The sequence below is a fragment of the Pedobacter xixiisoli genome (genome assembly GCF_900215335.1).
Taxonomy (GTDB): Bacteria; Bacteroidota; Bacteroidia; order Sphingobacteriales; family Sphingobacteriaceae; genus Pedobacter; species Pedobacter xixiisoli.
Genome location: NZ_OCMT01000002.1, coordinates 546,982 through 570,273, shown reverse-complemented (window position 1 = coordinate 570,273; position 23,292 = coordinate 546,982). Strand labels below are relative to the sequence as shown.

At 38.0% G+C, this 23,292-nt stretch carries 20 protein-coding genes; 11 read left to right on the top strand and 9 right to left on the bottom strand.

The features are described from left to right. Positions 1-15 precede the first annotated feature (15 nt). Complete coding sequence (locus tag CRO54_RS08665; RefSeq protein ID WP_097131026.1) at positions 16-810, bottom strand: SMP-30/gluconolactonase/LRE family protein; 795 nt, start codon at positions 808-810, stop codon at positions 16-18. A 140-nt stretch (positions 811-950) separates the two neighbouring features. Between CRO54_RS08665 and CRO54_RS08660 the strand changes: the two genes are divergently transcribed. The 10 genes from CRO54_RS08660 to CRO54_RS08610 all read left to right on the top strand — a co-directional run bounded on the left by CRO54_RS08660 (position 951) and on the right by CRO54_RS08610 (position 11,449). Continuing rightward, on the top strand, positions 951-2,273 hold the full coding sequence (locus tag CRO54_RS08660; RefSeq protein ID WP_097131024.1) for an aspartate aminotransferase family protein: 1,323 nt from the start codon (positions 951-953) through the stop codon (positions 2,271-2,273). An 8-nt stretch (positions 2,274-2,281) separates the two neighbouring features. Next, complete coding sequence (gene dgoD, locus CRO54_RS08655; RefSeq protein ID WP_097131022.1) at positions 2,282-3,460, top strand: galactonate dehydratase; 1,179 nt, start codon at positions 2,282-2,284, stop codon at positions 3,458-3,460. 9 nt (positions 3,461-3,469) lie between these two features. Beyond that, entirely contained in the window at positions 3,470-4,237 is a 768-nt protein-coding gene (locus CRO54_RS08650) for an SDR family NAD(P)-dependent oxidoreductase (RefSeq protein ID WP_097131020.1), read from the top strand. A 12-nt stretch (positions 4,238-4,249) separates the two neighbouring features. Beyond that, positions 4,250-5,620: a hypothetical protein gene (locus CRO54_RS08645; protein WP_097131018.1), complete on the top strand. Its 1,371-nt coding sequence runs from the start codon at positions 4,250-4,252 to the stop codon at positions 5,618-5,620. Between the two features lie 33 nt (positions 5,621-5,653). Then, positions 5,654-7,222 carry an SLC5 family protein gene (locus CRO54_RS08640; protein ID WP_097131016.1) on the top strand — a complete coding sequence of 523 codons (1,569 nt, stop codon included), beginning with the start codon at positions 5,654-5,656 and terminating at the stop codon, positions 7,220-7,222. 5 nt (positions 7,223-7,227) lie between these two features. Further along, a complete protein-coding gene (locus CRO54_RS08635; protein WP_097131014.1) occupies positions 7,228-8,436 on the top strand; it encodes a M20 metallopeptidase family protein in 1,209 nt (402 codons plus the stop codon). Beyond that, positions 8,429-9,397: a Gfo/Idh/MocA family protein gene (locus tag CRO54_RS08630; protein WP_240775060.1), complete on the top strand. Its 969-nt coding sequence runs from the start codon at positions 8,429-8,431 to the stop codon at positions 9,395-9,397. The genes CRO54_RS08635 and CRO54_RS08630 overlap by 8 nt, the downstream gene beginning before the upstream one ends. Before the next feature lie 55 nt (positions 9,398-9,452). Beyond that, positions 9,453-10,307, top strand: a complete 855-nt coding sequence (locus tag CRO54_RS08625) for a fumarylacetoacetate hydrolase family protein (protein WP_097131010.1) — start codon at positions 9,453-9,455, stop codon at positions 10,305-10,307. Positions 10,308-10,503: 196 nt separating this feature from the next. Then, entirely contained in the window at positions 10,504-10,917 is a 414-nt protein-coding gene (locus CRO54_RS08615) for an EVE domain-containing protein (RefSeq protein ID WP_097131006.1), read from the top strand. A 13-nt stretch (positions 10,918-10,930) separates the two neighbouring features. Next, on the top strand, positions 10,931-11,449 hold the full coding sequence (locus CRO54_RS08610) for a hypothetical protein (RefSeq protein WP_138765787.1): 519 nt from the start codon (positions 10,931-10,933) through the stop codon (positions 11,447-11,449). Here CRO54_RS08610 and CRO54_RS08605 read toward each other — a convergent pair. The 8 genes from CRO54_RS08605 to CRO54_RS08570 all read right to left on the bottom strand — a co-directional run bounded on the left by CRO54_RS08605 (position 11,446) and on the right by CRO54_RS08570 (position 20,696). After that, the gene (locus CRO54_RS08605; RefSeq protein WP_097131002.1) at positions 11,446-12,636 is read right to left on the bottom strand and encodes a cation:proton antiporter; all 1,191 of its coding nucleotides are present in this window, start codon (positions 12,634-12,636) and stop codon (positions 11,446-11,448) included. The two genes, CRO54_RS08610 and CRO54_RS08605, sit on opposite strands and share 4 nt — an antisense overlap. Positions 12,637-12,642: 6 nt before the next feature. Then, positions 12,643-13,176, bottom strand: a complete 534-nt coding sequence (locus CRO54_RS08600) for an acyl-CoA thioesterase (RefSeq protein WP_097130999.1) — start codon at positions 13,174-13,176, stop codon at positions 12,643-12,645. Positions 13,177-13,277: 101 nt separating this feature from the next. Further along, a complete protein-coding gene (locus CRO54_RS08595) occupies positions 13,278-13,802 on the bottom strand; it encodes a YfiT family bacillithiol transferase (RefSeq protein ID WP_097130997.1) in 525 nt (174 codons plus the stop codon). Between the two features lie 6 nt (positions 13,803-13,808). Continuing rightward, complete coding sequence (locus tag CRO54_RS08590) at positions 13,809-15,065, bottom strand: type IX secretion system plug protein (protein ID WP_097130994.1); 1,257 nt, start codon at positions 15,063-15,065, stop codon at positions 13,809-13,811. Between the two features lie 141 nt (positions 15,066-15,206). Further along, positions 15,207-16,187: a Gfo/Idh/MocA family protein gene (locus CRO54_RS08585; protein WP_097130992.1), complete on the bottom strand. Its 981-nt coding sequence runs from the start codon at positions 16,185-16,187 to the stop codon at positions 15,207-15,209. A 293-nt stretch (positions 16,188-16,480) separates the two neighbouring features. Then, positions 16,481-18,388, bottom strand: a complete 1,908-nt coding sequence (locus tag CRO54_RS08580; protein ID WP_097130990.1) for an ABC-F family ATP-binding cassette domain-containing protein — start codon at positions 18,386-18,388, stop codon at positions 16,481-16,483. Positions 18,389-18,721: 333 nt separating this feature from the next. Continuing rightward, positions 18,722-19,402 carry a response regulator transcription factor gene (locus CRO54_RS08575; protein WP_097130988.1) on the bottom strand — a complete coding sequence of 227 codons (681 nt, stop codon included), beginning with the start codon at positions 19,400-19,402 and terminating at the stop codon, positions 18,722-18,724. Then, entirely contained in the window at positions 19,395-20,696 is a 1,302-nt protein-coding gene (locus tag CRO54_RS08570; RefSeq protein WP_097130986.1) for a sensor histidine kinase, read from the bottom strand. The genes CRO54_RS08575 and CRO54_RS08570 overlap by 8 nt, the downstream gene beginning before the upstream one ends. A 115-nt stretch (positions 20,697-20,811) precedes the next feature. On the opposite strand from CRO54_RS08570, the gene CRO54_RS08565 reads away from it, so the two are divergent. Continuing rightward, positions 20,812-22,974 carry an outer membrane beta-barrel family protein gene (locus CRO54_RS08565; RefSeq protein WP_097130984.1) on the top strand — a complete coding sequence of 721 codons (2,163 nt, stop codon included), beginning with the start codon at positions 20,812-20,814 and terminating at the stop codon, positions 22,972-22,974. Positions 22,975-23,292: the final 318 nt, after the last annotated feature.

Genomic DNA, 23,292 nt, shown 5'->3' with positions numbered 1-23,292 from the left:
TAAAAGAGGGATTGCTTAAATAATCCCTCTTTTTTTCGTTTTATGCTGAACTAACAAACCGTTTTCCGCTTCAGTGATGAATAACCCTTTTTTGCCATAAGGATCTAGAGCGCAGTTTGTTGGATTGTGTCCTAAAGCGTCAATTTCTTCTCTCAATACGCCATTTTCATCCCAAACTTTCACTTTCCCAGAGCCATATACTGCCGCATAAAGGTGGTCTACTTCATCAAAAGCAATTCCGTCTGGACCAATGGATCCGCCTGTTTCTGTAAATAAGTTTTTGTTGCTAAGTGGTTTGTTGGCAGTGTAGTCAAACTTCCATATTTTTTTAGTTCCCGTTTCTGCTACAAATAAATGAGTTTGCTTTTTATTTAGTGCTAATCCGTTGGGATAGTACATGCCTTCGAAAATCTTCGATAGCTGTTTCTCGGGTGTTAAGCAGCAGATGTATCCCGTGTTGTCTTCCAGTGAATCTCCAGGGCAAGTAAATAACAAATTTCCACTTTGGTCAAAAGTTAAATCGTTTGGCATTTTAAGTGCTTGATTTTCAAAATGCTCAACTATGGTTACTGTGCTTTTTAAAATAGGATCAAAGGTCCTAATGCTGTTCCGTTTCGAATCGCAAAACCAAACTAAGTCGTTGTTGTCTATGGCAATTCCGTTGGGGGCGCCATCTACAAAATACCTGCTGACTATATTTTCGCTGATAAACACTAGATTTCCAGCATCTTTCTCTACAAGCCAGATGTTGCTTTTACTGTCAAAACAAGGTCCTTCTGGGAAGTTCAAATCATTTAAAATTATCGACATAGAAAAAAATTATCTTTTTATTTAAATGTATACATAAAAATTGTAATTTAGTATACAATAATAATCATTTATTGGATACAGATTTTTTAACTGTATGCTTTTAAAAATAGTTAAATAATACTAACAACGAATAACGTTTTATGCAAGAGAATTTAAAATCTGCAGCCATTTTGCAGAACAATGAACAGTGGATACCTGGAGGGGTTGTTTCTTTAAATAGAAAAACAGAACCCAATATTTGTTTTGTAAAAGGGCAGGGTAGTCGAGTGGTAGATGCTGATGGGAATGAGTACATCGATTACCAAGCTGGCTTTGCGGCTTCTTTTTTTGGGCATAACGACGAAGATATTAATGAAGCTGTAAAACGTACACTTTCAGAAAGTCAAGTGCTAATGGGTGCGGGACCTACCTTGTTGGAAGGTGCTTTTGCGAAGATGTTTTGCGAAAGTGTGCCAAGTGCAGAAAGTATACAAATTACTACTACCGGTTCTGAAGCTACTTATCACGCCATTAGAATTGCTAGGGCGGTAACGAAACGAGACCATGTCGTTGTAATGCAGGGAGGTTATAACGGTTGGCATAATGATGTGGCTTGTAATGTAATCAGTAAATTGGAAGATGTTGGTGGTCATGTAAGTCCTGGAGAATATCCATTCGATTCTTTAAGTGCAGGCGTGCCAAAATCACATAGCGATTTAGTGCATGTGGTAAATTATAACGATTTAGACAGCATCAACTATATATTAGAAAAATATGATGTAGCCTGTATTTTGCTAGAGCCGCTTTTACAGAATATCGGTATTGTTAAACCGCAAGCGGGTTACTTGGAAGGTTTACGTGAATTGTCTGATAAAAATGGTTGTTTACTTATTTTTGATGAAGTGAAAACTGGCTTCAGACATGCATTGGGTGGTTATCAATCTATTTGCGGTGTAACTCCAGATTTGTCTACTTTCGGAAAAGCCGTGGCGAATGGCTATCCTCTTGGTGTAATTGCAGGTAAGAAAAAATACATGGATTACTTCGTTCATCCTGATAAGGAAAACAGAGTTTTAATTGCTGGAACTTATAATGCTTTTCCTTTAACAACAGCTGCGGCTATCGCTACTTTAGAGAAATTAAAATCGCCTGTGCATAAGGTATATGAGCATGTAGAGAAATTAGGTGCTGCTTTAGAGAAAGGTTATCAGGAAATATTTTCTAAATTAGACAGACCGGTATACGTTGCCAGACAGGGATCGGCGTTTTGCGTTTACTTTATGGGGCACGAGCCAATAAATTTTCATGATGTGTTACTAAATCATGATTTTGATTTCGACGCTCGTTACCGCAAAGAATTGATAAAAGGTGGTGTATACAATTTTCCTGCGCCAATTAAACAAGGAAGTATTTCTTTTGCGCATACCATGCAAGATATTGAGCAAACTTTAGAGGTAACAGCACAGGTTTTAAAACAATTATAATTGAGTTCATGAAGATTACTGCAATTGAAACCTACGTGTGCAATGCACGTATGAGGAATTGGATTTTTGTTAAAGTAGTAACCGACCAGCCAGGTTTATGGGGTTGGGGAGAAGCTACGCTAGAATGGCATACCAAAAGCGTAGTGGGTGCTATTGAAGATATTTCTCAGTTATTAGTGGGCGAAGACCCTAGGAGAGTGGAGTACTTATGGCAAATGATGTACCGTCAGCATTTTTGGCATGGAAACGGTATTGTACGTGGTACAGCTATCAGTGGTATCGATATTGCCCTTTGGGATATCGTAGGTAAGATACACAACGTACCTTGCCACGAACTTTGGGGTGGTAGAGTGCGAGATTATATCCGTTTGTATTGCCATTTAGGTGGTGGAAAAATGGAAGATTTCTACGAGACTGCTCCTGGCGATGCTTCGCGTTTTGGTGAGTTGGCTCAAAAAGCAGTGGAAGATGGTTTTACAGCGTTCAAATCTATGGCAGTTCCGGAAACGATGCCCTTAGAAGGCTTGCGTCCAGTTAAATATGCAGAAGCTTGTGTAGCGGCAATGAGAGATGCCGTGGGTGACGATATTGACATTATGGTAGATTGCCATGCTCGCCCTAGCCCTAGAATGGGAATGTTGTTCGCCAAAGCATTGGAACCTTATGGTTTGTACTTTTTCGAAGAACCTTGCTGGCCCGAAACCATGGAGGATATTGCTTTAATTCAACGTGCGGTACAAACTCCAATTGCTTCTGGTGAGCGTTTGGTTGGTGTGCATGCATTTAGAGAACTATTAGAAAAACGTGCTGTAAGTGTAATTCAGCCAGATATTACCCACTGTGGAGGTTTAAGTGAAGCTCGTAAAATTGGGGCATTGGCCGAAGCTTACCGAGTTTCAATGGCACCACATAATCCACAAGGTCCAGTGAGTACAGCCGCTTCTATCGAGTTAGGGTTTGCCACGCCTTCTTACATCATCTGCGAGAGCGTTCATAAAGATGTAGAATGGAGAGAAGATGTAGTCTCTGAAGGATTTACCGTTCAAAAACAAGGTAGAATTGTATTGCCAAATGGCCGACCAGGCTTAGGTATCGAAATCAATGAAGAAGAGGTTAAGAAGCATCCTTTTCAGCAAGAGGTTTTACAAAGAACATTTTATAAAGATGGTAGCGTAGGCGACTGGTAAGCACAAAATATGCAGGAATTGAAAGATAAGATAGTTGTTATTAGTGGTGCATTGGGCGATATTGGCTTGGCCATTACCACCGCTTATTTAAAAGCACAAGCTATAGTGGTGTTGAGTGATATTTTGCCTTTGGATAAAGCACAGGAAAAATTGCTTCATTTAAAAGACTACGCAAGCAATTTTGAATACAAATGTCTGAACGTTTCTGATGATAAAGAAGTAGAGGTTTTTGTCAACCAAGTGATAGATAAATACGGTAAAATAGACCATTGTATTTCTAACGCTGCTCGAGTAACCATCAAAGATTTTAAAACTTTAAGTCCCGAAGAATGGTCTCTCGAAATGCGTGTAAACGTAGATGGCGCATTCTATTTTGCCAATTTTGCTGCTAAAAGCATGGTCGAAAAACAAGTCAAAGGTAGTATCCTGTTTCTGGGAAGTTGGGCTGCGCATGCGGTTCATCAAAATTTGCCAGCTTATAGTGTTTCTAAATCCGCTGTGCGTATGATTAACCAAACGATGGCACTAGAATATGCTGCAAATGGTATTAGGGTTAATGAAATTGCTCCAGGTTATGTGAATGCTGGTTTGAGTAAAACCGTATGGAGTGAATTACCTGAGCAAAAATTAATTTCACAAAGTAAAGTTCCATTAGGTAAAATTATGGAGGCCGAGGAAGTGGCGGCCCAAGTGTTATGGCTAAATTCGAGTCAATGCCAGCATGTAACAGGTTCTACTTTTTTAATGGATGGCGGATTGTCGCTGCTTAGACCTTAATCTATCGAAATTATGACGACTGTTGTACCTCCAACTTCAATTACTTCCTTAAAATTTCAAGTCGTAGAAATAGATATCACACCTCCAAAAGGGATTTACTCTAGAAATTGGGGTGCTGCTAAATTTGATGTCGCTTTGGGTGTCCACAAGGCATTGTACTTATCTTGTTTAGTTACACAGAGTAATGATGGAACTTTAGGTGCAATCATCGCTGCCGATTTAGGTTGGTGGAAAAATAACGATGATGAACGGAATTTAAGAAAGGCGATCATTGAAGAATGTGGATTGAAGGAAGAGCAATTGCTTTTTTGCTTGTCACATACCCACGCTGGACCAAGTATTTGTACTAACGATAAAGACCAAAATGGTGGTGAGCATATTATTCCGTATTTAGAATTTTTGAAAAACACAGCTATCACTAGTATCCACAAGGCCAAGGACAACCTAATGGATGGTTTTTTATCTTGGGAATACGGTTGTTGTGATTTGGCAACCAAAAGGGATTTAAATCATCAAGGAGAATACCTGATTGGATATGATTCATCGACTATTGCAGACCATACACTTTTGCTGGGTAAACTAAGTAGTATCGATGGGCAATTGAAAGCAGTAATTTGTAATTACGCCTGTCATCCAACCACGTTTGCTCACGAAAATACACTCATTTCTCCAGATTATGTGGGAGCAATGCGTGAGCTTATTGCCGAAAAATTAAATGTACCGACTATTTTTCTGCAAGGCGCATCGGGAGATTTGGCTCCGAAAAAGCAGTATGTTAAAGAACCAGAAACAGTAGACGCCAATGGAAGAAAGTTGGGCTACGCTGTTTTATCTACCTTAGAAAATACATCACCTGTTGGCCAAAAATGGGTTTTTGACCATGCTTTGCAATCGGGAGCTCCTTTGGCTATTTACACTGAGAAAGAAATTAGGCCTAGTCAAATATTCCGACAGATAAAATTTGAGGTAAGCATTCCCTACAAGCAGTTAGATGCTGTGGAGAAAATAGAAAAGGAATTTGAGGCTTGCGAAGATAGGGTGATGAAAGACCGTTTGTGGCGAAAGTTAAACACCCGCAAATCAATTGGAGACCAAACTCATGCACTACTACCCGTATGGATTTGGCAGTTCGGTGATGCCTTTGTAATAGCGCAAGCAAATGAAGTTTACTCCATAGGACAGCAACTGGTTAGATCACATTTTAAAGATAGGTCTATCGCTTTTATAAATATCGCCAATGGCTATTTGGGTTACCTGCCGCCACAAGATTTGTATGGTAAAGATATTTACGCCGTATGGCAAACACCATTTGAGAAGGGCGGATTAGAGCTGCTAATTGCTGAAATAATTAGCAGGATTGAACAGCTCATCACAACCTCGTAAAACAACCAAAACCGACTAACCAAACAACTAAACATGAAACTAGAACTAATTGATATCGCAATTTTTGCCATTTATATTGTCGGTATTGTTGCTTTGGGATTATATGCTTCTAGGCAGAGTTCCAAGTCAAAAAGAGATTATTTCCTGGCGGGAGATAAATTACCGTGGTGGATGATTGGTGGAAGTATCATTGCCGCTAATATCAGTAGCCACCATTTGGTAGGTGCAATGGGTGCAGCTTATAGTCGCGGTTTTGTAGCCATAACTTTAGAATGGGGCGCAATATTGATAGGTTTCAATGCTTTACTTTGGATATTCCTACCGTTTTACATCAGAAATGGATTTTATACCGTTCCGGAATATCTTGAAAAACGTTTCGGAACCTCTACAAGAGTACTTTATGCCATCTTAATTTTGTTTACTTACATTTTTGTGGAAATTGGTGCAGTGCTCTATCTAGGTGGTTTAACACTTCACGCACTGTTTGATATTCCAATTTTTTACAGCATTATCGGCATGGCGCTGCTTACTGGTTTGTATACCATTTTAGGTGGTTTAAAAGCAGTGATATGGACGGAAATGGTGCAGTTGGTGATTTTAGTTTTAGGCGGGTTAGTTTTAACTTTTGCAACCATAGATAAAGCTGGTGGTTTTGGAGCCATCATAGAGTCTTCAAAGGATTGGAAAATGTTCTATCCTGCTAACGATCCAGATTTTCCTTGGACCATGTATTTAGGAGGTTTGTTGTGTATCAGTGTGTTTTACTGTGCAACTAACCAGTTTATTGTGCAGCGTGTTTTGGCCGCAAAAAATGAATGGCATGGGCGTATGGGCGTTATTTTCGGAGATTATCTCAAGTTTTTTGTGCCTTTGATTATCACTATTCCAGCTTTGGTAGCACCGGCATTTTTACCAGCTTTAGAACAACCAGATTTACTTTTCTCTACCTTAGTAAAAACCTTATTGCCAAGCGGATTGATAGGTTTAGTAATGGCAGGACTGATATCGGCAATCATGTCGCATATTTCGGGTGCTATCAACTCTTGTACTACCATTTTAACGGTAGATGTTTACAGCGAATACATCAATAAAAATGCAAGCGATGAACAAGCCATTCGCTTTGGTAAAAGATCTGGTGTTGCTATCATCTTTTTTGGTATTTGCAGTGCTGTCTTGTTATTAAGCTATTCAGATAAACCAGTCTTTCTTTATTTGATGAACCTGTACGGCTTGTTTACGCCAGGTATCGCCACTATGTTTTTGATGGGTGTTTTCTGGAAAAAGACAAAATCACAAGGTGCTTTGGCTGCCGGTATTTTAACCATTCCGCTTTCATTGGCAATGGAATTTGCTTTCCCTGATATGCCTTTCTTTAATCGAACAGGAATTGTATTTTGGACCTGTATGGTAGTTTGTACTGTGGTGAGCTTGCTGTTTAAACAAAAAGAAGGCCTTGAACTAGATAACTTGGTCATCAACTATGGTAAATCAAGTGGAACCTTGGCTAATCAATCTCCATCTTATAAAGGTTTAAAAAATCCTACTTTGTGGTGGGCAATTATTACGGCTGCAGTATTGTATTTTTACGTTAGATATTTTTAACAATTATGAACGAGGTTTCTCAAGAGATTATTCAATTATCAAAAGCTGTACACGAGGATGTTATTGGCTATAGAAGGCATTTACATCAAAATCCGGAATTGTCTTTTCAAGAATATGAGACCTCGAAATATATTAAAGCGCAACTTAAAAAATTGACTATTCCTTACGAGGAAGTTGCAAATACTGGAGTTGTTGGCATAATTGAAGGAAAAAAACAAGGTAATGGAAAAACCATTGTTTTAAGAGCTGATATTGATGCACTCCCCATTAAGGAAGAAAATGAAACTGCATTTGCCTCACAGAGAGAAGGGTTAATGCATGCTTGCGGTCACGATTTTCACACTGCAAATTTATTGGGAGCTGCACGAATACTTCAACAATTAGCGCATACATTTTCTGGTAAAGTGTTGTTGTTGTTTCAACCTGCCGAAGAAAGGGTTCCAGGCGGAGCAAAAGCGGTAATCGCTTCTGGAATTTTAGAGAAACTAGGTGGTACTATTTCAGCTGTATTTGGACTACATGTGAGTCCGCGGTTAGACACAGGTCAAATTGGACTTTGCGCTGGTCGTTTTATGGCTTCGGCCGACGAATTTTACCTTAAAATAAACGGGAGTGGCGGTCACGCTGCAGAACCGAATAGAGCGGTAGATACGATTATGGTTGCTGCTCAATTACTCACTACCTTGCAACAAGTGGTCAGTAGAAAGGCGAATCCGCTAATGCCAAGTGTACTTACTTTTGGAAAGATTATAGGAAATGGAGCAGCAAATGTAATTCCAGACTCCGTTTGGCTAGAAGGTACTTTTAGGACCATGGACGAAGAGTGGCGTAAGCAGGCGTTAAAGCATTTGGAGGAGATGGTTTACGGTACCGTAAAAATGTTGGGCGCAACTGCAGAGTTGGAGATTAAACACGGTTATCCAATGTTAGTCAATGATATTTCTTTAAGCCAGCATTTCAAATCGTCAATCATCAAACACTTTGGACCAGCACATTTGGAGGATGTTCCACAATGGATGGCAGCAGAAGATTTCGCCTATTATTCGCATAAATATCCATCTGTATTCTTTTTAGTAGGCATAAAGAATGAGCAGCAAAGAGTTCAGTACGGACTTCACAATGCAAAATTCGATTTAGACGAACAAGCTTTCTTAACGGCTATGCAGGCCATGACCATTAGCTGCCTCGATTTTTTGGAGAATGAGCATGGATAGAAGAAAGTTTGTAGCTGCTGCAGGAACGTTAAGTTTAGCTTCTATGGTTTATGGAACTGAAAGTCTTGCTTTATCAATTTCAAAAAAGAGAATTGGCATAGTTGGTCTTGATTCTTCTCATGCTATTGCTTTTACTAAAGAGCTGAATGCGAACGTAGCAAATGATAGCTATAAAGGTTATCAAGTCGTTGCAGCTTATCCAATGGGAAGCCCGAGTATTCCTTTAAATGCACAGCGCATTCCAAAGTTTACCGAAGACATTAAAAAGTTAGGAGTAGAAATTGTATCCAGCTTAGAAAAATTGTTGAAAAATGTAGATTTCGTCTTGTTAGAAACTAACGATGGCAATAAACATCTAGAACAGGCAGAAATCATTCTAAAAGCTAGAAAGCCATTGTTCATCGATAAACCCATCGCCAATAGTTATCAGGATGCGTTAAAGATATTTGAACTAGCAGAGAAGTACAAAACGCCTATGTTCTCCACAAGTTCGCTACGTTATATCTCAGGTATGGAAGAGATAGACAAAAAAAATGTTCTAGGAGCTGATGTTTATTCGCCAGCCTATACCGAGCCTTCGCATAAGGATTTGTACTGGTACGGGATACACGGCGTGGAAATGTTGTTTACCTTGCTGGGAACAGATTGCATAAATGTACAAACGCAGCACACCGCTGATGGAGACATTTATATTGGCGAATGGAAAGATGGTAGGATAGGTACGCTGAGAGGAATTAGAAAAGGGGTTGATGGTTTTGGTGGCAGTGTATTTATGCAAGATAAAATTGTGCAATTGGGAACTTTCAAAGGCTATAATCCCTTGCTTAAACAAATCATTTCCTTTTTCGAAACAGGTTTGGTTCCTGTTAAAAAAGAAGAAACTTTGGCCATCTGCAAATTTATAGATGCCGCCCATCAAAGTAGAATAAATGGAGGCGACAAAGTGCTTCTAAATAACTAAAGATATTTACCATTCAGCTAGCCGATAAAACTAGCTTTTAATAACAACATAACACATGAAATTAATTCGTCACGGAAATTTAGGACAAGAGAAAATAGGCGTCCAAATTGAGGCTAAACATTATGATTTATCTGCTTTTGGAGAAGATTACAATGAGCAGTTTTTCGAGAGCAACGGAATTGAACGTTTAGCCAATTACATTAGCGAGAACAAAAATCAGTTGAAAGAAATTCCTGCCGATAGTAGGATAGGAGCGCCAATTGCCCGTCCATCTAAAATTGTTTGCATTGGTTTAAATTACTTAGATCACGCCAACGAAACAGGAGCGGCTATTCCGAAAGAACCTATCATTTTCTTTAAATCAACTACTTCGGTTGTTGGTCCTTTTGATGATATTATGCTACCTAAAGATTCTGAAAAAACAGATTGGGAAGTGGAGTTTGGCGTAGTAATAGGTAAAACAGCCAGATATGTGGAAGAAGCTGATGCTTTGGCGCATGTGGCTGGCTATGTATTGATCAACGATGTTTCGGAACGTGAATTTCAGTTGGAAAGAGGAGGTACTTGGGATAAAGGAAAAGGATGTGATACTTTTGCGCCAATGGGACCATATTTGGTAACCACAGATGAAATGTCGGATATTTCCGATGTAGGTTTATGGTTGTCGGTAAATGGAGAAATGTACCAAAACGGCAGTACCAAAAACCTAATTTTTTCAGTTCCACAGCTCATTGCTTACATATCTAAATTTATGACCTTACTGCCAGGTGATGTGATTTCTACAGGTACTCCAGCTGGCGTTGGCTTAGGCTTTAAACCTCCCATTTATTTGAAAGCGGGTGATGTAGTTGAGTTAGGTGCAGATGGCTTGGGTGTTTCTAGACAAAATGTAGTCGAGTTTTCTCTTTAATCAGAAATCTTTAAATAAGAATTGCAAAAAGTCTGACCATACGGTTGGACTTTTGCATTTTTAAATTGTCCGTAATTATATGCGAACGGTTGGTTATAGTTTGCTATTTTTGCAAATATTGACATAAAGATTAGTTCTGTTTCCATTGATTTTTCATTCGTTAAAGATTCAGTGGATGCCTTAAACATATTAAATCATGAAAAATACACAATATTGGCTGGTAAAGAGCGAGCCCTTTAAATATAGTTGGGATAAATTTAACGAAGATGGTCGTACTTTTTGGGATGGTGTGCGTAATTACCAAGCACGTAATAACCTAAAGGCTATGAAAGAAGGGGATTTAGTACTTTTCTATCACAGTAATGAGGGTAAACATGTGGTTGGAGTAGCGAAGGTGGTAAAAGAATTTTACCAAGATCCAACTACGCCAGACCCTAATTGGGTAGTAGTAGATTTAGCGCCTGTGGAACCATTAAAAAGTCCAGTTACATTGGAGCAGATTAAGGCGGAAGAAAGTTTGAAAGATATCTCTTTGGTGCGCCAAGGTCGTTTATCGGTAATGCCGTTGAAAGCTACTGAATTCGACAAGATTTTGGAAATGGGCAGTTAAATCCAATCAGTAGATGAAGTTTTTCTTACCACTAATTTGTTTCTGCTGCATATCGTTGTGCTGTATTGCGCAAAGTTATAACGGCGACTATGAAGTAAAAGTGGTGTCTTATCGTTACAAAACTACTAAAGGGCAGCTCAAAAAAATTACCCCAGAAGGAATTGGTATAGAAGATTATCGAGGTAACTATATCATATATCGTACGCCAGATATCGTAAAGATTAAAGTTAAAAAGAGAGGTTTGACCTTTGGTAAAGCTGTTTCTTCAGGAACATTATTAGGTTTAGCTATTGGTGGCGGTCTTTGGTCTCTAGATGAAAATGGAGAAAATGCAGGCGACATGGCTAAGCTCACCGTGGTGCTTACGGCAAGTGGCGCTGTGGTAGGCACAGCAGTTGGCGGAATTGCTGAGCTATCCAATAAAAAGCTAACCTTAAATGTAAATGGTAATCAGGAATATTTCAAAAAGAATTATCAGCGCTTAGAGAAATATGTTAATCATGCTCCTGAAACATTGCATGTAAACAATTAATTAGCTTCTTCGGCAATACTTATTTTTCGGCTAGACATTAATCCCACACTCATAATTATACTAGAACCTAGTACCACCATAAATAAGAATGGTGTCCCAATTTCCACCAGTTTCATGTGTTGTGGCAAATTATAGTACAGTAAAATGCTTATCAGTCCCCTAGGCGTTACAAATCCCTCTGGAAAAACATGTTCTCTCTTAAAGAAAAATAAGTAAGCGAATCTAATAACGTAAATGCTGGCCAATATAATCAGTCCGTTGGCTATGGTATTAAAATCATTGAGCTGGTAGATGTTCATCGTAAAACCAAATATTACGAAGAAAAATGTTCTGATGATAAATGCTGTTTCAGCAGATAATTGATGTAGCTGGATCAGGTCGTTAGATAGGTTTTTGTAGATAAATACAGACCTAAACCAAACGTGCTTAATAGTATCGGCGTTGTTTAAAAATAAACCAAAAGATAAAATCAATACTAAGGCCGACAAATGGAAAGATTGACTGATGGCGTAAACCATAATCAGTATGGAGATAATTAAAAAGAACTTAATGTGGTGTTTAAGTTTGCCCATTAAATAAAGTAAGGTAATACAAGCTACTACAGATAAGAGTAGAATTAGCACCGTATTTACTGCTAATTGGCCAAAAGAACCAATGGTGATATGTCGATTCGATACTGCAAAATTAAGCAGGATGATGCCCAGAATATCAGAAAATGAGCTTTCGTAGATGATAAATTCTTTGCTCTTTTTATTGATGTTGGCCACTGATGGTATGGCAATGGCGGAACTGATTACACTAAAAGGAATGGCATTTACGAAACAGAGATATAAATCGCTGCCTGTAATTTGGTAAATAATAAATGTGATAATAGCTACTGTGGCAATCAAAATAAGCAACGCTGAGAGAAATGCACCTTTGATTACCTTGTTTTTATCTCTCGCATATTTTAGTTCTAATGAGCCTTCAAAAACAATCAGAATTAAACCTACAGTGCCTAAAGTTGGTAAAATCTGAAGAAAATTATAAGTGTGTATTTGAAATTTATCTACTAATACCCTGAGACCTATACCCAACATCAGCAGCAAAAGCACCGATGGCAATTTAGTTTTGCTAGCTACCAAATCAAATAGATAGGAGAAGATAACTAGCGTACTTAAAATAATGAGTACGGTATATGTAGTCATATTTTTCTATTTAGTATTGCTTTCACTTTTAGCGAACAAAGCTATCAGTTCAGTCGCATCTCCTGCAGCCATTTTTCCGGCTAAAACTAATCGTAATTGTCTGCGGCGTAAGGCTCCTTCATAAAGTTCAGTTTCTTCTTCAGTTTCTGGTTGAAGTACAGGGACGTGTTTAGTGCCAGTTTGATCTACTGCAACAAAAGTATAATAGGCTTCATTAGATTTTACTCTGTTCGCAGTAGGTACGTTTTCTGCCCAAACATCCAATCTAACTTCAACCGAAGTATTAAATGATCGGGTCACTTTGGCCTCAATCGTAACTACATCACCAAGCTTAATAGGTTGTTTAAACGACACATTATCTACAGAAGCCGTTACCACAATACTATTGCAATGTTTCTGTGCAGAAATCGCAGCAGCTATATCCATCCAGTGTAATAATCTTCCACCCATTAAATTGTTCAATGTGTTGGTGTCATTGGGTAAAACTAGCTCGTTCATTATGGTGAAAGAATGACTAGGATTTTTGACGTTTAAACTCATGCAGCTAAATTAAATAAATAAAGTAACTCATGGTGTTTATTTAATGTAAAAGGTCTTGGTGACGGTTAAGCTATCCATCTATCATGATATCGAACAGTTTGCTAGTTATTTTTAGCTATCAGGATATGCGCTAGATGATGGTTACAATGCCAAGCATAGATGCCGATATTTTGTTTCAGCGAAATCAGCTCGTTATTTTCTGGATGGATAAACTGTCTTTCTAAATCTGCTGCGGTTAAACTTTCTAGCAGAACAGTCCACCTTTCATGAATGCCTTCCAGTATCTTTATGGAACTTGCTATCGGTAAGTCGGCATCTGGTAATTCTGCCCACAAATCTTCAGCATAAGGTTTGATTACAGGTTTATCTTCTGTTAAGGCAAGTTTAAATCTAGTAAAACTATTGATATGGCTATCCGCACAATGATGAACAACCTGTCTGATCGTCCAGCCATCGGGGCGATACTGTTTTTCTAATTGCTCGTCATTCAGGTCTTTCGTTGCGGCTATCAATCGTTCAGGAAAACTTTTGATTGCCTCAATCCAAGTTTTGATATGCTCGCTGGTGATTAAATCTGGCGCATTAAACTTCCCTATTGGGAACTTTAGGTTTTCAATATCGCTCATTACCAATTATCGTTTTACGCTATTAATGTTGGTAAAGCCCACTAAATCGTCATATCTAGCGCCAGGTCTGCGGTAGTAAGCTAATACTTGATAACTGTTTTCCGTTTCGAAGAAAGAACCCTCAAAAACAGTATCATTAAACTTGCCGTTTTCATCAACCCAAACGTATTTAAAATCGTAAATACCTTGTTTTAGTTTGATGTTACCATAATATCTGCGCCTCGACGATTCAAAAGTAAGTTTGTTTTCATCAGTTAATGCGTAATTGTTAAATCTGCCAAAAACGTACACATTTCCTTTTGGAGTAGGAGGTTGGGCCGCCAAAGTAAATAATATGTACGCATAATCGCTGTCTGTTGTGTTATCTCTTCCATCGGTGTTTCTGATGTAGAAATTACCATTTTCATCAAACTGATTGCTGTATCTGTTGCTTTCGTTAGGTAAATCTATGGATAGAATTACATTTTGGGTGCTATCGCGATAAATATCAGCTACGTGTTCTGCCTTGTATCTGAAACTACGGGTGTCGAATTTTCTAAACTCGTTTCCACCGTAAAAATGATTGGTATTGATGTCGTTGTAAACCAATGTGCCAGGTTTTACAAAAGAAGGTTTGATATTCACAATGGCGGTTTGTGGAATCATATTTTGCATCACCACCGCTTTAACCTCTAAATAAGGATTGTTGATGGGTGTTTGATGAAATAAGCTGAAATTGATTTTTTGCTTCGAATTTCTATCTGTAACTTCTGTAGCTGGTACCACCTCTGCACCAATATTAATGGTGTTGTTCAGTACGTGAAAACGTTGAGTAATTACTACTTTATTTGGGTCGTTATCTTCGTAAATCTTTAAAATATAATTTCCACCAATTTTAACTCTCATTTGATCATTGGGAAAGATCATCTGGTAGTGAGTAAACTTTACCAGCGTATTGAAAGAATAACGGTAATTAAACAAAATGTCTTGTTGTACGCCTTCTAGGTAGTCTAAAACGTTGATTTTCGACGATTTCCAATCCCACGTGCAATGCTCAACCACGTATGTGAAGTTCTTTTGTCCACCACGTAAATCGTCGAAGGCAAAGGTTAAGGTTTCAGAGCTTTTAAGGTTAATTACAGGGAAAGATTGCTCTTTACTAGTGTTGTAGCATTCCACCGTTTTGATGTAATCTTTATAAACTTTATTTTGATATTCGCCCTGCGCTTTGGCACTAGATAGATATAGAAAAGATAATAGGCAAATGATTAATCTGTATTTCATTTTATAAATATATCAAATTAACGAAAATACACGATGATTAGTGTTTTGATTTTTGCCACAGATGCACAGATTACATTACATCTTTATAGCTATATATCATTATGATAATTAATTAACTATTTCATATCTGTGTATCTGTGGCTAACTATTAGCAGTTGTAAAAGCATCCATAATTTTCATAGTTTCTAAAGCATCCTCAGCAGCGCAAGGATTTTCACCTTCGCCTCTAAAGTAAGCAACTACTTGTTCAATCATCGGTTGTTCTACATGTTGCAAAGCTTCAAAGCTGATGGTTTCTTCTTTTCCTTTTATGTTGATTCTAATGTATTGTCCAAAAACAGAGAAACTAATTTTACCTTTTGAACCGATGATATCGCAACTGTCTGCCTGCTCACTTTTAGGAACAGAGAAACACCATAAACCATTAAAAACTATATTGTTTTCAAACTGGATATGTCCAGTAACTAAATCTGCTACTGGTGCAGTAGCTTCTTGTTTGCTAGCTAAACCATGAAAATGTATTGCTTCACCAAAATAGTACAACATTAAATCTAACTGGTGCGGCGCTAAATCATGAAATAAACCACCTCCAGAAATTTCAGGATTAATTCTCCAGTTTTCTTCTGAATTGGCAATAATGTCGCTAGCTGCGGGTTGAAGCATTTTCAAGTCTACGAAGCGAACATCACCAATAGCTTTTTCCGTTAATAAAGATTTTATTTTCAAGAACAGCGGTTGCGCTCTGCGGTAATGGGCAACTACTAATTTTACGTCAAATTCTTTAGAAGCATCAGCCATTCGTTGTGCTGCGGCACTGTTTAAAGCCATTGGCTTTTCTACATACACTGGCTTTCCTGCGGCTAATGCCGCAATGGTGTATTCTTCGTGTTGTAGGGGAGGCGTAGCAATGTAAATGGCGTTTACCTCAGTGTCGTTAATTAAATCGGAAGCATTGCTATACCATTTAGGCACGCTGTGTCTCTTGGCATAATCTTCTGCTTTTGCAGCATCTCTACGCATTACCGCTACCAATTGTGAGTTGGCTATTTTGTTAAATGCAGGTCCGCTTTTAACTTCAGTAACATCGCCACAGCCAATAATTCCCCATTTAATTTCGTTCATGATTTTTTGCTTTACCGTAAATAGTTCGTCATTGCGAGCTTTGCGAAGCAATCTCTCTATAATAGAAACTTTTCTTTCGCATTAAGATTGCTTCGTGCCTCGCAATGACGATAAAATTACTTCCTTCGCTGTTCGGGATTTGCAATCCCGATTTAGCTATCCATGGATTTAAAATCCATACTTATGAAGGTACGGGATTGCAAATCCCGACCAACAAAAAAGATTGCCAAGTCGCCGCTCTCTCCGACAAATCGGAGTAAACTCTAGCAATGACGACAAAGGACCTGCAAAGTTTACCCTTCCAACTCCATTATCTCAGCTGCCAGCTCTTCCCAAGTATTTTGAGCAGCATCTAATAATGCTTTCTCCGATAAATATTTTTTATTGGTTTCATCCAGCTTTTGCTGATTACTAAAAACCTCTTCCTTTGCCAATTCTGCTTCACACTCTTTAACACTCTTTTCAAAAGCAGCAATTTCTTCTTCCACTTTTTTAAGCCTGTCATTCAGCTTTTTTAGTTGCTGTTGCACATTTGCGGTAACTGGTTCTTTAACCACAGGTTTTTTCTCTTCCTGTTTTACCGGAATTGCCTTTGGAATAGGTTTTACTCGTTTAGCATCCCATTCTTCAAATTCGGCATAAGTACCAGGATATTCTTTGATTTTCTCTTCCTCGATAAACCAAATTTTGTTGGCTACGTTATCTAGGAAATATCTATCGTGAGAAACAGAGATAAAAGTACCTTCGTACTGTTGTAAAGCCTGTATTAAGATATTTACCGATTGGATATCCAAGTGGTTGGTCGGCTCATCCAGAATTAAGAAATTACTGTCTGTAGTTAACGATTTTGCCAATGCAACTCTAGATTTTTCACCACCCGATAATACCTTGATTTTCTTAAAAACATCATCGCCGGTAAATAGGAAACAGCCTAAAATTCCGCGTAGTTCAGTATCTGTATGTTTAGGAGCAAAAGCCTGTAATTCTTCTAAAATGGCATTGTCTAAGTGTAAAGACTCTAATTGGTGCTGTGCAAAGAAAGTAGTAGTGACATTGTGGCCGGTTTCGCACATTCCCTCAAACTTTTCAGTGCCTGCAATGATACGTAACAAAGTAGATTTACCTTTACCATTGGCACCAATCAAGGCAATTTTATCACCTTTTTCAATTACCGCTTCAGCATTTGCTAAAATGTCGATGTTCGGGTAACTTTTGTAAGCATTTTCTATACGTACCACATGGCGGCCAGAAGGTTTAGAAAACTTGAAGCTAAAGTTCACCGTTGGGTTATCATCATCTACATCTTCTACACGCTCCAATTTGTCTAAAGCCTTCATACGAGATTGAGCCATTTTAGCTTTACTCGCTTTAGCTTTAAAACGCTCAATTAAACGCTCTTCTTGTTTTATTTTAGCTTGCTGGTTTTTAAATTCGCCTTTTTGTATCTCACCACGTAAAGCTTTTTCTTCTAGATAAAAAGTATAATTTCCTGCGTAAGAAGTCAATTTACCTTTACGAGATTCTACTGTTTTATTTACAATCTTGTCTAAGAAATACCTATCGTGAGAAACAATTACAATAGCACCTTCAAAGCTGCCTAGATAGGTCTCTAGCCACTTAATGGAGGGTAAATCCATGTGGTTGGTAGGCTCATCCAGTAATAGGATATCTGGAGTTTGTAAAAGAATTTTAGCCAACATTACACGCATTCTCCAACCCCCAGAAAAGGTGTTTAAAGGGCGTGATTGGTCGGCGGTGCTAAAACCTAAACCCGCCAAAATTTCGTTCGCACGGTATTCGATGTTGTAGCCATCTAAAGCTTCAAACTCTTGTTGCTTGTCGCTTAATTTGTTTAAAACTTCCTCACTATAATCCGTCTCAATTTTCTTTAAAAGTTCCTCAATTTCCTCATGAAGTTGATTTTGGCGCTCAAAAGCCTCCATTGCCACTTCTAAAATTGGGAGGTGTGAATCGTAGGATAACAAATCTTGGTTAAGGTATCCAATTTTTAAATCCTTGGCCATCGAAATACTTCCTCCAGAAGGAGCGTATTCGCCAACAATTATTTTAAGTAAAGTAGACTTCCCTGTACCGTTAGCGCCAATTAGGCCAACTTTATCACCGGGTTTAATGTGCCAGTCGGCCTCATCGTATAAGGCCCTAGAGCCAATCAAAAAACTAAGGTTATTAATAGAAATCATTGTGGCGCAAAGATAGCAATAGATTTACGATATACGATTTTAGATTTACGATTGGGCGAATTGTTTAATGTTTAGAAAAGCAGTGACAGTAGTGCTGTTATTGTTAGTCCCGCTTTTTGTTTTAATCTTTTTGTGTGCTGTTGTCGTCATTTCGAACGCAGAGAGAAATCTAGCGCTTAGTTTGCATCTAGTTAGATTTCTCCTCGTTCCTCGTCGAAATGACGCTCCAAAAAGTATTTCCACGTCAATCGGGTTTAGGGAACTTAAAACTGTGCAAAGAAATTGCCAGCTTCCTAGACTTACAAAGTTTCCAAAACTTCGTAAGTTTCCCTGTTACTCTGGAAAATCCACTTTAAAGCCAATTCCGCGAACCGAATCAAACTTTATGCGCTCATCTTCTTTAAAATACTTGCGTAATCTGGTCATGAAAACATCCAGACTTCTGCCTAAGAAATAATCGTTTTCGCCCCAAAGTTTTTCTAAAATTTCTTTACGGTTCACTACTTTATGATTGTTTTGGCTTAACAAAATCAGTAGCTCGGTTTCCTTTTCGGTAATCGTGTAGGTTTTATCCTTAAACACAATTTGATATTGCGATGGTAAAAAGCTGTAATTTCCAATAGAAATCGATTGTGTCAATTCACTTTTTTGTTCCCTTTTTAAAATGTTTTTCACCCTCAACAACAATTCTTCTGGTTCGCAAGGTTTAGCTATGTAATCATCGGCACCTAGTTTTAAACCTAAAATCCGATCAATGCTTTGCGCTTTGGCGGTTAGAAATAGAAAAGGAATTTTGGTTTGTTCGCTAATGGCTTTGGATAAATCGAAACCATTCATTTCTGGCATCATTACATCTATAATTGCCAACTGAATGTTGTGTACTTTGGGTAAGTTCTGTAGCGCTTCAAGCGGATTGGAGAACCAAGTAACCGCAAAGCCCGAAAACTCTAGGTACTGCTTTAAGACCAGTCCCAAATCAAGGTCATCTTCAACTAATAAAATATGGTTAGGCATTCGCTAAAGTGATTTTAAAAGTTACACCATTTGCTGTATTTGAAAATACTTTGACGCTTCCGCTGTATTTATCTACCATCTGTTTAACGATATGCAAACCCAGACCTAAGCCATTAATTTGCAAGTTTTCAGGTCTGCTCACACGATAGTATTTATCAAAAATATAAGGTTGGGCTTCTTCGGGTATGCCAATGCCATCATCCGTTACTTCGATAAGAACTTGCTTGCCAAAAACCAACCGTATTTTTACTTCGCTTGCTTTATATTTTATTGAATTTTCAATCAAATTATCTAGTATCTGCTCAAAATCTTGTTTTAATAAGCTTTCGTTGTTCTGATATTCAATTATTATATCCAGTTTAATGGGTTCAAATCGTTTGGTAATCGCAGCAATGTAAGCTTCAATATCATCTTTTAGGAGAAGCTCACTATCGGTAGAGGTATTGTGAATGGAAGAGACCACTTTTTCCAATCGTTGAATTTGTCTTTCTAATAGTTGCTTCGTCTCATTAGCCGGCGTGCTGGCTAAAGTGAATTTCAATGTAGTCAAGGGCGTGTTTAACTCGTGAGCAATAGAATCTATGGAAGTATAAAGTTGGGCTACTTTGAGCTGCTGTAGTTTTAGGTTTTTTAACGTTCGCCAAAAAAGATAAGTAAGCAAAAGAATAATTGATAAACTAACCAATGATAAGGGTAGGATTTTCTTAAAAATAAGATAATTGATATTTAGCAATTCAGCTGATACCCTTGATTTAATGATGTAATGGTAATGCTCATCAACCTTGAGCTCTGTATCTTTTTCCGAAAAATTCGAGTTCCATTTACCTTCGTTAAACACGAAGCCAGCACTGATTGGCTCCTTGGTTTTAAATAATATTAAGGGAGATTTGAGTGGTAAAAGTTCTTTTTTCTTAGTTCCATCAAATATAGAATATATTTCGCTCTTTAAAGCAATCTTGAAATTGGTGTGGATGGTTTCTTTAGCTAGAATGGAATCAACCTGCGGCTCGTAAAAGTTTTTGAAGTTGTACCAATGCTTCTTTTCGTTAATCTTCTGGTTCATGAACTTCCCGTTAGCAGACAGTTTCTTCAAACTCATAATCAGCGAGTCTTCACTAGATTCTTTCTCGTATTTTTCTAACTGCTCTAATACGTCGCTAGCGATTAATTGTACCTTTTTGTTCAACTCTTTTTTTTCCAATAAGTAAGAATTGTAGAGGTAATAGCTTTGCAATGCAATAAGCACAAAAAAGCTAAGTACGAAAAGCAAGGTGGTGCTAATTCTTTTATTCATTATTCAAAAATACAAAGCTAGATCAGTTCTTCACAACGTTAACGCTCCATTAACACTTCATTAACTAAGCTTCTGCCATTTTCGCAACAGTTTTGCAGAAAAATAAATTAAACATATGAAGTTTTACATCGCTTTCTTTTTCTGCCTGCCTCTTTTTGCTTGGGCTCAAAAAGAAGATTCTACACGAAAAACCTTAAAAAAAGATACCACAATTGTACTGGATGCCGTTAGCGTAAACTACAAAAAACCAATGCTGAAACGCAAAGCGGATAGGTTAGAATTCAATATCGATCAAACACCATTGCAAAATTTGAACGGTTGGGACATTTTGAAAAACACGCCGAACGTAGTAGTAAAGAATGATGAACTTTCTGTTCGTGGAAGTACGCAGATTTTGGTAACCATTAACGATAAAAAGATTTTGATGAGCCAAGAGCAGCTGAAGCAGTTCCTAGAAAACACAAAAGGAAGCAGTATTAATTCAGTTGAAGTGATTACCAATCCACCTGCGAAATACGAAGCCCAAGGCGGTGCGGTCATCAACATCAAAATGAAGCAAAATAAGCTTACAGGCTACAAGGGAAGGTTGTCGGGGCGTTACCATCAATCTATTTACGCAAAGGGTAGGATAGGTTTGATGCAGTCTTTCAATACCGATAAATGGCAATTGAGCGGCGATTATAACTTTGTGTCTGGAAATTACGTGCGTAAAAATTTAGATGTGGTGACCTTTGCAGACGACCAGACCCGTTGGGAGAGCGACATGGTTAGAAAAACGCAGTCTCATGCGCAACATTCGTACAATTTCTCAGCGCAATATGCCATAGATACGCTCCAAAACATCCAGTTTGGTTTTGATGGGAATTACAATCCAGCGTCCATTGGGAATTATAATGTGCCCACCAATATCTACAACACCGCTAACAATGCTTTAGAATCCAACTACCAAACTTTAAATGATAGAAGACAACGTTACGGCAGATTTAATGCCTATTTAGCTTACGACAAGAAGTTTGGTGCGCATAACCTAACGTGGTCCAATAATTACAGCACCAATCATCATCGCGAAAACCAAGAAGTGGCTACCTATTTTCGTTTTATTAACGAACCAGAACGTTATAATCGCTTTGCCAACCATAGTTTACAGCTGATTGATTTATATGCGTCGCAATTAGATTATCGGTTAAACCAAAAGAAATTGACTTTTGAAAGTGGTTTGAAATATAGCTTCGTAAGCAATCAAAACGATTTGAGTTTTTTCGATGGCAATCAGCAAAATTTAGTGCTAGACCCTAATAGGAGTAATTTGTTTAAATACAGGGAAAATATTTTTGCTGCCTATGCTTCTGTTAACTATCAGTGGGGAAAATGGGAAGCTAAAGCTGGTCTACGCACCGAAACTACCTTAATTCAGACGGTTTCCAATCAGCCTTTTGTAGAGAACAAAAATACTCGAACCAATTTGTTTCCTACTTTGTATTTGATGCACAATTTGGGTAAAGACCAGCAGCTCGGTTTTTCTTATGGCAAGAGGATTAACCGACCTAATTACGATTTCCTTAACCCCTCAAAATCGTACTACAATTTCTATTCTTACTTTCAGGGCGATGCCAATTTGAAGTCAACTATTATTCACAATTTGAGTACGACTTACACTTTGAAAGATTGGAATTTCGAAATCTATTATAGCCACAGGGTCAATCCATCGATGGAAATTTCTGTTCAAAATCCAGCAACTTTTGAAACTGTTTACAACTACACCAACATCGAAAAGAGTAATAATTTTGGGGCTAACTTTTCTAAGGGCTTTTCACTTAGCGAGAAATGGAAAGTTAATTTATATGCAATGGGCGAGTACAACGACGATTATTTTATAGGTGTAGATAAGGTTTTGTACAAGAACAAAAATTTCTTTTACTATGGTAATGTCTCTACTCAAATTACCTTAGATAAAGCAAAAACTTGGGATTTGAATCTGTTGTACGTTTACAATTCGAAATCGATACAAGGGTCGTTCAATATCACTTCGTCACAGAACACCAATGTGGTGTTGAATAAGAAAATGTTCGATAAGAAATTTGAAATTGGCTTAGTCATTAACGATATTTTTAAAACTGATAATAGTATTGTTTCTGCGAAGTACGCTAACCAAAACCAGTACTTTACAGATTACAGGGATACGCAATATTTTATGATCAACCTCAAATATAACTTCGGAAACCAGAAAGTGAAAGACGCTAAAGCAAGAGCAAAAACCGACGAACAAAATAGGATGTAGATGTTTTGGGAAAGCAGGGACTGATGCTACTATTCAAGTCAGTCCCGCTTTTCATTACAATCTTTTTTTCAGGGCTGTCATGCTGAGCTTGTCGAAGCATCTTCGTGGCAAGAAATTCTTCGACAAGCTCAGCATGACAAAGTTATTATCGGAAGAGATAAAAAAAGTATTTCCATTACAATCGGGTTTGAGAACTTAAAACCGTGCTAAACTTTGCGTTTTTTGCGCAACTCTTATGTTTCTTCGCGTTAAAATTTAACCGCAAAGATTTTGGATGGTTTCGAAAAGAACGCAAAGACTTAAGAAATACATGCCAGA